At 64.7% G+C, this 10,918-nt stretch carries 9 protein-coding genes and 3 pseudogenes; all 12 read right to left on the bottom strand.

Features of this window, described 5'->3' with window-relative positions; genetic code table 11:
- Window positions 1-331: 331 nt before the first annotated feature.
- On the bottom strand, window positions 332-946 hold the full coding sequence (locus tag JC607_RS25695; RefSeq protein ID WP_233093150.1) for a hypothetical protein: 615 nt from the start codon (window positions 944-946) through the stop codon (window positions 332-334).
- 7 nt (window positions 947-953) lie between these two features.
- Window positions 954-2,368: pseudogene (locus JC607_RS24765) on the bottom strand (trimethylamine dehydrogenase).
- Between the two features lie 139 nt (window positions 2,369-2,507).
- Window positions 2,508-3,659 (bottom strand): annotated as a pseudogene (locus JC607_RS24770) (aldehyde dehydrogenase family protein).
- A 44-nt stretch (window positions 3,660-3,703) separates the two neighbouring features.
- Window positions 3,704-3,847: a hypothetical protein gene (locus JC607_RS25700; RefSeq protein ID WP_370584951.1), complete on the bottom strand. Its 144-nt coding sequence runs from the start codon at window positions 3,845-3,847 to the stop codon at window positions 3,704-3,706.
- Between the two features lie 29 nt (window positions 3,848-3,876).
- A complete protein-coding gene (locus JC607_RS25885) occupies window positions 3,877-3,999 on the bottom strand; it encodes a hypothetical protein (RefSeq protein ID WP_255532661.1) in 123 nt (40 codons plus the stop codon).
- Window positions 4,000-4,012: 13 nt separating this feature from the next.
- Window positions 4,013-4,960 carry a LysR family transcriptional regulator gene (locus JC607_RS24775; protein ID WP_198839381.1) on the bottom strand — a complete coding sequence of 316 codons (948 nt, stop codon included), beginning with the start codon at window positions 4,958-4,960 and terminating at the stop codon, window positions 4,013-4,015.
- A gap of 160 nt (window positions 4,961-5,120) precedes the next feature.
- A pseudogene (locus JC607_RS26240) lies at window positions 5,121-5,976 on the bottom strand (lyase family protein).
- Between the two features lie 70 nt (window positions 5,977-6,046).
- Window positions 6,047-7,303 (bottom strand): NAD(P)/FAD-dependent oxidoreductase, encoded by a 1,257-nt coding sequence (locus JC607_RS24785; RefSeq protein ID WP_198839382.1) that lies wholly within the window; start codon window positions 7,301-7,303, stop codon window positions 6,047-6,049.
- 181 nt (window positions 7,304-7,484) lie between these two features.
- Window positions 7,485-8,435: a hydroxymethylbilane synthase gene (hemC, locus tag JC607_RS24790; protein WP_198839383.1), complete on the bottom strand. Its 951-nt coding sequence runs from the start codon at window positions 8,433-8,435 to the stop codon at window positions 7,485-7,487.
- Between the two features lie 140 nt (window positions 8,436-8,575).
- A complete protein-coding gene (locus tag JC607_RS24795) occupies window positions 8,576-9,118 on the bottom strand; it encodes a hypothetical protein (RefSeq protein WP_198839384.1) in 543 nt (180 codons plus the stop codon).
- Between the two features lie 84 nt (window positions 9,119-9,202).
- Window positions 9,203-10,558: a D-isomer specific 2-hydroxyacid dehydrogenase family protein gene (locus JC607_RS24800; RefSeq protein WP_198839385.1), complete on the bottom strand. Its 1,356-nt coding sequence runs from the start codon at window positions 10,556-10,558 to the stop codon at window positions 9,203-9,205.
- Between the two features lie 63 nt (window positions 10,559-10,621).
- Window positions 10,622-10,918 (bottom strand): hypothetical protein (locus JC607_RS24805; protein WP_198839386.1); only part of this gene is annotated, 297 nt, incomplete at its 5' end.

The following is a 10,918-nucleotide window of genomic DNA, read 5'->3' on the forward strand; positions in this document are numbered from 1 at the left end:
TCTGTCAGGGGAAAGGGGAACTCCGGACATAACCGGATTTGCTCAACAAAGCCGGTCGCATGGACCAGGGCGATGAAGGCATCGGGCGGGATGCGGTGATCCTCGGACCCCTCCGAGGTCCATTTGTTCAGCACGGCCTCGGAAATCGAGCGACCGAGATAGGCTGACATCCGTTGCGCAATGCTGGCCCGGTTATTCCCGTCATCGCGGGCATCGCGCAGGGCCTGACCGATAATCCGGGCAATCCGATTGTCCAGCGGACCGCGACCTGCGACTTCGGCGCTGTAGCCGACAGCTACCTTAGGCGGCTCCCAGCTGAACAGATCCTTGGTCAGAGGGTCGCGACGGCATCGGCTGCAAGGTCGCGGCGCTGGTCGGTATAGCTGCAATTGACCTCGACCGCGCCCGCCCGCACCGCCGTCATGCCGGTGTTCAGCCGGATCCCGACGCCCGGTTCCACCAGCCGCAGATGGATCGCGCCCTGGTCCAGCGTGTTGCGCGTCCAGTCCGAGACATAGGCCGGGGGGATCACGAGGATCACCTTCGCACCGGCCTTCTCCATGACCCCGGCCATGACGCCGCCCATGTAATAAGGGTCGTCATCATAAACGACGACGGTCTTGCCGCTCAGGTCCGCGGGGTGTTTCCCCGCCATCACATCATCGGGCGTCCAGAGCGGCATGGATGCATCAATCACCATCGGCACCACATGCTGGCGCGCGTCCCCATCGGCCCGCCAATGCGCCCCGGTCGCGATACAGATATTCTGGAAGCCGAATTCGAGGATCTCTGCCGCGCCCAGACGGCTGTCGAAATAGGTCTCGACATTGGGGCGCTGGCTGATCTGGTATTGCCGGCAATCGACCACGCGGCCCCAGGCGGAAAGCCCGGGCAGCAGACGCTCGCGCGCAACACGGCCGCCAAGAGTCGTAGTCGCCTCGGCCATGGCCACGTCATAGCCCCGCAGGGACAGCGCGCGCGGCCTCCGGCCCGGTGGGGCCGGAGCCGACGATCAGCACGGTCGAGCTGTCGCCTTTGGCGTTCATCTTTTCGGGATGCCAGCCCTTGCGCCATTCCTCCATAAAGGTCGGGTTCTGGGTGCAGCGCGAGATCGACATCGTCATATCGCCGGTGATGCAGATATTGCAGCCGATACATTCGCGGATATCCTCGACCCGCCCCTCGTCGATCTTCTTTGGGATGAACGGATCGGCCATCGAGGGCCGGGCGCAGCCGATGAAATCCAGCACGCCCTTGCGGATCATCCGCGCCATCACATCGGGCGAGGTGAAGCGGCCCACGCCGGCCACCGGTTTCGACGACAGCGCGCGGATGCCGCAGACCAGCACTTCCTGCGCGGCTTCCTCTTTGAAGCGCGAGGGGCCGGAACAATCCTCCCATGCGCCCTGGGCCAGATCCCAGAGATCAGGAAGATCGCCGTTGAGTTCGACGAATTCACGGACCCCGGCATTGGAAAAGCCAAGATTGCCAATATGTTCGTCAAGGCTGACGCGCATGGTGATCGCCATCGTATCACCCACGGCATCGCGGATATCCGCGACCACTTCGCGGGCAAAGCGTGATTTTCCAGGCTGTCGCCATATTCATCGCTGCGCTGACTGGTGGCGCGCGACAGGAATTGCTGGAAAATGCCAAAGCCATGCGCGCCGTAAAGGCAGATCAGGTCGAACCCGGCAAGTTTCGAACGTTTCGCGGCATTGACGAACCAGCGCCTGAGATCGCGGATGTCGGATTTCGACAAAGCGCGCGCCGAGACCGGGTCATTCGTGAAGGTGCGGATCGGCAGGGCCGAGGGCGCCAGTGGCTCCTCTTTGGTGGAGAGATTCGGGCCATTGATCCCGGAATAGGCCAGCTGGATCCCCACCAGCGCGCCATGGGTCTTCATCGCCTCCGACATCCGGCGAAGGCCTGGAATATCCTTGTCCTCCCAGAGCCTCAGCTCGATGAAAGGGGTGATTGCCGAACTGTGGTGCATCTCGGTCTGTTCGGTGAGAATGCCCCCCCAGCCGCCTTCCGCCTTGGTGCCATGCATGGCGGCTGCGGCAGATGGATCGCGGTAGCCGCCCCCATTGCAATGCGGCACCTGGTAAAAGCGGTTCTTCGCCTCCAACAGGCCAATGGCCAGCGGCTCGAACAGGATATCATATTTCGGCTCGCGCATCTGGGGACATCCCTGATGCAGGGTCATGGGGGAAAAGCGGGATCTGCCCCATAGGATTGACCAGGCCAGGTCTGGTAAATGATGGGTTTCGGAAACCTTGCTTAGACTGCGCCTGATCAGCACCTCACCAGGGCGGGCTGCCCGGGAGGCGCGCTGTTCCGGGCGCCGGAGAACCGTATCAATCATAAGAAAAGAAACAACTATTCGCAGGGTTGCGAGGTTTCAGGCGCTCAGGCGGTTCACCCCCGCCGCAAGCCGGGTTGCGGCGGGGGAACGGGCCGGACAAGGTCGTCCCGCCCTGTGCCGGAAAAAGAGGCGTGGCTGCTTAGTATTTGATCCAGATTGTTTTCAGCGCCGAATATTTGTCAAAGCTGTGCAGGGACAGATCGCGGCCGAATCCCGATTGTTTCATACCGCCAAAGGGCGTCATTGCCGAAAGCGCATCCACCGTATCGACCGAAACCGTGCCAGCATGGAGGCCGTCCGACACCGACAGGGCCCGGCTCAGATCCCGGGTCCAGACCGAGGCTGCGAGGCCATATTCGCTGTCATTGGCGATCTTCAGCGCCGCTTGCTCGCTGTCAAACCGAGTTACGGCAAGGACCGGGCCGAAGACCGCTTCCGTCGCGATCCGGGCGTCAGGTGCCACATCGGCAAAGATCGTGGCGCCGATATAGCAATCCGAGCCGTCCCGCGTCTCGCGCGCGCCGCCATGGACCAGCCGCGCCTCGGCCTTGCCGATCGCGATATATTGCGCAACCTTGTCGGCATGGGCTTTCTCGACCAGCGGCCCCATCCGGGTGGCCAGATCCGGCGGGTCGCCCAGAGGCCAGGCGGCAGCGGCCGCAATCAGCTTTTCGGTGAATTCCTCCTGCACTTCGCGCGCGACGAGGATGCGGGAATTGGCGGAACAGACCTCACCCGAATTGAACAGGATCCCGAAAGCCGCCATGGTTGCGGCCTGGTCCAGATCGGCATCGGAAAAGATCAGGTTCGGCGATTTGCCTCCGGTCTCCAGCCAGACCTGTTTCATATTGCTTTGGGCGGCATAGTTCATGAACCGCTTGCCGGTCGCGGTCGATCCGGTGAAGACCAGCGCATCGACATCGCCGTGCAGGCCAGGCGCCTGGCCTGCCGCGGCACCATAGCCCGGGACCACGTTCAGCACCCCATCGGGCAACCTGGCCTCCGCGGCAAGTTCGGCGGGGAACAAAGCCAACAAAGGCGATTGCTCGGCCGGTTAATTGCCCATCGCCAGCGCGGGCGCCCGTTTCCGGGTCGCCATATCGAGCGGGAAGTTCCACGGCACCACTGCCCCGATCACGCCGAGCGGCGCGCGCCGGATCAGCGCCAGATCGCGGCCCCCGGTGGGCGCGACCTCGTCATATAGCCTGTCGATGGCCTCAGCATGCCCCTGGAAGAAATGCGCCGATCCCGGCGCGTCGATGGTCGAGCTGTCACCGATGGGCTTGCCCATATCCAGCGTCGCCAGCAGCGCGAGCTCCGCGACATTCTCGCGGATCAGGCCTGCGAGCTTCGGCAGCACTTCTTTGCGCGCCGATGGCGTCTGGCGCGACCGGCGCCCGCCGTCAAAGGCCCTCCGTCAAAAGCCCGCCGCGCTGCGGTCACCGCCAGGTCAATATCCGCCGCCATGCCGCGCGACATTTCGGTCAGCACCTGACCATTCGCCGGGTTCACCGTGGCAAACCGCCCCCCGCCTGCGCATCCCGGAACGCCCCGTCGATATAAACCTGGTTGCGAAAGCTGAGCGCGCCTGCACGGGCGCGCCATTCGGCAGAGGTGGCGGCAAGGGTCATGGTCTTGCTCCTGTCAGGTCTCGGGCGGCACCGAGAGGCGGCGGATTCCGGGATGCACCCCATCCTTCAGCTTCTCGCTGCAAAATTCGATGAAACGGCGCACGGTCAGCGATTTCGCCGCGTCGCGCATGGTGATGATCCCCAGCCGCATCGGGCGCGGATTGCCGCTCAGCGGGATGTCGATCAGCCGGCCGCCATCCAGCGCCAGATCAATCGCCGGCCGGATATTGGCGATGGAATAGCCGAAGCGATTGGCCACCAGGGCCCGCATCACCCAGATGTCGCGGGTGCGCTCGACGATATTGGGGCTGCAACCGGCATCGCGGAACAGCGAGATGAAATAACTCGCGCTATAGGGCAGATCGAGCAGGATCATCGGATGTTCGGCCAGCTCGTCAAGGCTGACACTGTCCTGGCCCGCCAGCGGATGGCCCACATGCAGGACGGCATGAGGCGGCAGGGCGCCAAGCTCGTGGAATTCCATATCGGACGGGATATCAAGGTCATAGCTCAGCGCGAGGTCAAAGCGCGCGAGCCGCAGCCCTTCGATGATCCCCGCATGATCCAGCTCGTTCTGCGCGAATTCCACCTCGGGATAGCTTTCGCAGAAGGTGCGACGCAAAGCGGGGATCACGACCTGCGCAAAGGTCATCAGGCAGGCGACATGCAAAGGCCCGCGCACCTGACCCGTCACCTCATTCGACAGCGCATTCAGCGCAGCCGCCTCGGTCAGGATGCGGCGCGCCTGTTCGACAAAGCTGCGCCCGGCCTGGGTCAGCGACAATCCATGCGCATGGCGGCGCACAAAAAGCGTGATGCGGAATTCGCGTTCCAGCTGCGAGATCGCCGCCGAAACCGAGGGCGCCGAGACATTCACCCGCTCCGCCGCCTCGGTGACAGAGCCGTAATCCCCCACCGCCACCAGATATTCCAGCTGTCTGAGCGTGAACCTGAGCGCCATCCCTGCCCCTTTCCGATCCCCTGTTGCGGGCAGAGCATAGACCAGACCCTGGCCCGACCGCGAGACTTGCACGGGGCCGGCGGACGAATTTGCAACAGGATGCGCGCCAGAGATCATCGCTCCGGCACCCGGATATGGAACACGGGCGGCCTCATCCCCCTCACCGCGGCCCTGGCGGCGGGGTCGGACGGGTCAGGTTTTCGGGGCTGAGGATCGCGACCAGCAGCGCCTCGGGCAAAAGCCCGCGCTCCGGCGCCAGGTCGCAGACGCCCCGGCCCGAGGCAAAGGCCTCGCGCGCCAGATCGGTCGCGTTTTCATAGCCGATACAGGGGTTCAGCGCGGTGACGATGCCGATGGATTGCGTCACTGCGCGTGCCAGCACCTCATGATTGGCGGTGATGCCGGTGATGCAATGCGCCCGCAGGGTCTCACACCCCGCCGTCAGATGCCGGATCGGGCGCGAGATGGTACAGGCGATCACCGGCTCAAAGGCGTTCAGCTGCAATTGCCCGGCTTCGGCGGCCATGCGGAATGGCGGTCAGCGCCTCAAGACGGGCGCGGGCAAGGGCGGCGTAACCGGGATGCGCGGTCAGGCCGGTGCCGATGGCCGTCGCGCCAGGGTTGATCTCGCATAACAGCGCGCGGGCCTCGGAAAGCCTGCCGCAGATCCGACAGCGCGGTCAGAAGCCGGCCAATCGCCGTCCAGGTCGCCAGCCGCAGCGCGGTCGGACAGACGTCATTGGGACTTTGGCCCAGATTGACATGCTCATTCGGGTGCAGATGCGGGTATTCGCCTTTCGCGCGCCCCATCAGCTCCAGCGCGCGATTGGCGATGACCTCATTCGCATTCATATTGGTCGATGTACCGGCACCGCCCTGGATCTGATCGTCCTCTTCGCCGATCCCCGGCCCGAGATCGCGAATTTCTCGCGCGCCCGCAGGGTGTGGATGCCCCAACAGGCGGCGCCAGGCACCTCGCGCGGGCCGAGCAGGTCCCGTTCGATGCGGACGGTCATTGTGGCTCCGGCAAGTGGGAGCAATCCCGGGCGACGACCCGCCCGGGGAAATGTCACAGCACAGCCGGGATCAGGCCGGAACCGCCCGCTCGGCCGCGATATGGCCGGCAAGCCGGTCGGCATCATGCCAGACCCCCCAGATGAAGGAGGAGCCGCGCATCGACAGCCAGGGCAGACCGAGGAAGTAAAGCCCCGGCACCGCCGAGACGCCGCCTGAATGCGCCGGGCGACCGCGTTCATCGAAGATGTCGGCCTTGATCCAGCTGAAATCCAGCGCATAACCGGTGGCCCAGAGGATCGTGGTGATGCCCTCTTTCGCCAGATCCAGCGCCAGCACCGGATCGGTGAGGCAGTCAGGATCCGCGCCGATCAGATGCGCCTCGGGTTCCTCAGGCAGGTCGAGACCCTGGCTCGCCACATGGGCATCGGCCTGCTGCAAAAGGCCGAGGTAATTCGCATCGCCCTGCGCCACATTCTTCGCCAGATCGGGCGCGAAATGCATCACGCCGTTCTCATAACGCGCGGTCATGCCAACAAGCCCCATGCCCTCATTCGCAAGGCGGCGGAAATCGACGGTCTGGCCGCCGCGCGCGCCGCTGACGGCGATGGTCACATGTTCGGTGCCGGGCGTGGGCGTGGTTGTGTCCCAGATGCCAAGCGCCCCCAGCCACCAGACGAAATCCTTGCCGCGATAGCGCCGTGGCGGGCGGTCATGCGCCCCGACCGAGAGCCAGACCCTGCGGCCCGCGCGCCGCAGCTCATCGGCGATCTGCACCCCGGAGGATCCCGCTCCGACCACCAGCACGCCCCCTTCGGGCAGCTGGCCCGGGTTCTTATAGCCATGCGAATGCAGCTGATGCAGGCCGGCGCTTGCAGGCACCACCGGCGGGATCACCGGTTTCTGGAACGCGCCGGTGGCGGCCACCACATTCTTCGCCTCGATCACGCCCTCGGAGGTCTCGACCCGGAACCCCTCTGCCAGGGGCCGAACCGAAGTGACCGTCACGCCGCAGCGCACCGGCGAGTTGTTTTGCGCCACGCAGGCCTCGAAATAGGCCGCAACCCGGTCGTGATGGGCAAAAGCATCCGGGTCGAGCTCCTCGAAAGTCAGCGTCGGGAACCGGTCATGCCAGACCGGGCCATTGGCCACCAGCGAATCCCACCGCGCCGTGCGCCAGCTTTCCGCGATGCGGTTCTTTTCCACCACCAGATGCGACAGGCCGCGCCGGCCCAGATGCTCGCTCATCGCGACGCCGGCCTGACCGGCCCCGATCACGAGAGTATCGACTTTTTCGACAGACGTTTCGACAGACGAGTCGGCGGACATTTCGGCTTCCTCACGCGGAAAGTGACAGAGGGTGACCGCCGGATCGGCCGGTCGCCTGAGGAAATGATGCCGCCGAAAAACCTGATTTGCCTATGAGCGATTCTTGCAGCCCTGATTAGGGCGGCGCTAAGCCGCATCTTCCCGGCCCGTCAAAGCAGGATGTGCAAAAGAGGGGGCGGCCTCAGCCGCAGGGGCGTTTCCAGTCGAAAAAGCCCGGGCCCGCGCGGCCCAGCAGATCACGCGCAAGGCGCGCGCCAAGCGCTGCGGCCTCTGCGGCGGGGCAGCTGCCCTCGACCGTCATGCGCTCGGCGCCATTGGTGCGCAGGATCTCGCCGCGGAAATGGATCACGCCATCGCGCAGCCGTGCGAGGCCCGCGATCGGGGTCTGGCAATTCCCTTCCAGCGTCCCGAGAAAGCTGCGCTCGCAGGCCATTTCACGCTCGCAGACCGGATCATGCAGCGGCATCAGCAGGTCGCGCACCCAGAGATCGCCCTTGCGGCGCTGGATCGACAGCGCGCCCTGGCCGATGGCGGGCAGCATCTCTTCCGTCCCGATCACCGTCCAGCCATGACCCGACATCCCCAGCCGGTTCAGCCCCGCCAGCGCGAGGAAGGTGCAATCCGCAAGCCCCTGCTCCAGTTTGGAAAGCCGCAACTGCACATTGCCCCGGAAATTCACGATGCGCAGATCGGGGCGCGCGAACAATGTCTGCGCAGCGCGCCGCATACTGGATGTGCCGACTGTGGCGCCCAGAGGCAATTCCTCGAGGCTGCGATACTTATGCGATACCAGCACATCACGCGGATCTTCGCGCGGCAGGAAAATATCCGAGACCAGCCCTTCAGGCTCGGCCACCGCCATATCCTTCACGCAATGAACCGCAAGGTCGATGCGGCCATCGAGCAATGCCTCTTCCAGTTCTTTGGTGAAAAGCCCCTTGCCGCCGATCTCTTTCAGGAGCTTGTCGAGCACCCGGTCAGCCGTGGTCTTGATCACCACAATCTCGAAGGCCTCGACCGGCAGATTATGCTGCGCCCGCAGCCAGTCCCGGGTCTGGAACGCCTGTACCAGCGCCAGCGGCGATCCGCGCGTGCCGATACGAAGGGGAGTGCTGGCGTCAGGCTGTCTCATGGCGCTTCCGATAGGCTGGCAAAGCTGCGCTGGCAACTGGAATCATTCTCAAACAGCCAGATTGACGCGACGCGATTTGTCGCAGCTGGCGGCGGTTTCTGCGGGGCGCAGGGCAGTGGTTCCGGCGAGGTCGGAACGGCTCAGCCGCCGGCGGCTGCGCGGAGGCGACCCGCTTCGCTGTCATGGTCGATCAGATTGCGCATCAGCATGACGCCCCCCATAAATTCGACCCCGCCCGCCATGGAATCCATGATCACCTTGACCGTCTCATCAGCGCCAATCGCATTGCCGTCCAGCGCAACTTCCGAGGGCAGTTCCACCACGCCCAGCGTGGTCATCGTCTTATAGGCCTGGCTCAGATGCGGGCAGGACCATTCCATATGCATGGTCAGCGGGCATTTGATGAAAAGCCCGGGCTTTGTGTGCCAGAGCTTCAGCTCATTGCGATCCTCCAGCGCGAAGGACAGTTCCACCGCGCTGTTGAGGCGGAATTCCTGCTGGAAGATGCGCCGCGCCACCTGTTCACATCCCGCGAGCAGCGCGTCGAAATCTGTGGCGTCAAGCGGCTGCACCACTTCGCCGCTGCCATTGCCGGTATAATGGACCCGCAATTCGCGGGCGCCATCGGCCGCTGTCCCGATCTTCGCCGAGGTGATCGAAAGGCTGTAGGACTGGACTGACATGGCGGGATCCCTGATATGCGTGCGCTTAATATAGGCCGCGACGCAGCGTCTCACAACGGTTTCTCCAGGGATCTGCCCGCGCCCTCAGCCTTTCCAGGGACCGGCCAGCCCCTCTTCGCGCATCAGCCTCGTCAGCTGGTTCGCGGCCAGCATCAGGGCCTCGCCCGACAGCGCGCCGGCTTCCGCCCCCGCAAAGGCATCGGCCAATGCCCGCGCCGCAGCGGGCAGCCCGCCGCCCGCAAACCGCGCCAGATCCTGCGGCGTTACCCCCCCGAGCCCCGCAGGGGTCAGCGGGCCGCCATCGCTGTAGCCTTCCGGCAGATCGCCCTTCAGATTGCGCACGACCCCGGTTGAAATCGCATCAAGCAGCTGATCCGCCGCCTGGATTGCGCCAGCAACCCGCGTCGGGTGGTCAGTATCCGCCGCCGCATGCGGCAAGAGCGAGAGCTTCGCGCCATGCCGCTCCACAAGACCCAGATAGGGCGCCATCGGGCCCGAAAGCGCGCCCGCCGCATCTACGAAAAGATCCGCATCAATCGCCGCGAACCCGACCTGCCCCGCGCGCAGCGCGCTCTCCAGCGCTGCAATATCGACCAGCTCGCCCCGGTCATAGTTCAAAAGCACCGCCCCCGGCGCCAGCGCCGCCAGCACCGTCTCATTGATCAGCCCGGCATTAGCGAACCCGTCAGGCCCCTTCGGCCCAAGCCCGAGATGGACCGACAGAGCATCCGCCCCGCGCGCGGCCTCTTGCGGGCTGGCGGCATAGCGGAACCCCTCGCTTTCGATCCAGATCCGGTGGCGCGGACGGGCATGGATCACCACCTCCATCCCGAAGGCGCGGGCCAGCAGGGCCACTTCGCGCCCGATATTCCCATAGCCGATCACCGCGAGGCGCTGGCCCTCGAGTTTGCGCGTCGGATAGCGCAGGAGGTCGCGCCCGGTATCGAACCGGCCCGCCACCACAAGGTCATGCAATGCCCCGACCGGCAGATCGGGGCGCTGACCAAGCAGCGCCTTCATCACCATCTGCGCGGTGGCGCGGGCATTGATCCCGGGCGTGTTCATCAAAGGCGCAACGCCGCCGATCCCGTCGCCGCCGCCCCAGCTTGCCGATCCCATATTGCCGGTTCCGGTGCCGATCCTGACGCCGCCAAGGTCAAAGCGCGTCTCGGCCGGCAGGAAGGTCGCCGCGGCGATCACCGCATCATAAAGACCGTCACCGGCCTCGGCGATCAGCTCGTTCCGGGTCGAGAGATGCGGCATGTAGAAGAACGACGCCCGCCCCTCATCGGCCTGGGCGCCGCGCGCCGAGCCGGTATGAAACCGCCCGCCCCGGCTTTCGACATGGGCGCGAAACCCTGACGCATCGGGCGCTCCGCCCGCATCAAACGCCAGGCCGACGAGGTCGGCCACGAGGATTTTCGGGCTGTTGCGGTCCATCTGTCAGTCCTTCGTACAGGAGTATCATCTTGTTTTGCGGTCACGGCCCATGACAGAGCCGGGTCAGGGCACGGCTGCAAGCGATTTTTTCACGCCTGCGCTGCGCAAGCTGCGAATAAAAATCCCCGCCGCCGCGCAATATGATTTCGCCCCGGGCTCAGAGCAGCAGAGCAGAACGGCTTCCCCTTCCTGCCGCGGCGAGGAAAAAACTGGCTGTTTTTGACCATATGGTCTGAAATCCGCCACGATGTCTGGCGCGCCCGGCGAAAGAAACCCACTGCGGTTTGTCTGAATTTGGAATGGCGTGGTGCGGTGTTCGGGCTTTATCACGACGGCACTTGTCGGGATTGAGGAAAGCTT

This window comes from Paracoccus sp. IB05 (assembly GCF_016405985.1).
GTDB lineage: Bacteria > Pseudomonadota > Alphaproteobacteria > Rhodobacterales > Rhodobacteraceae > Pseudogemmobacter.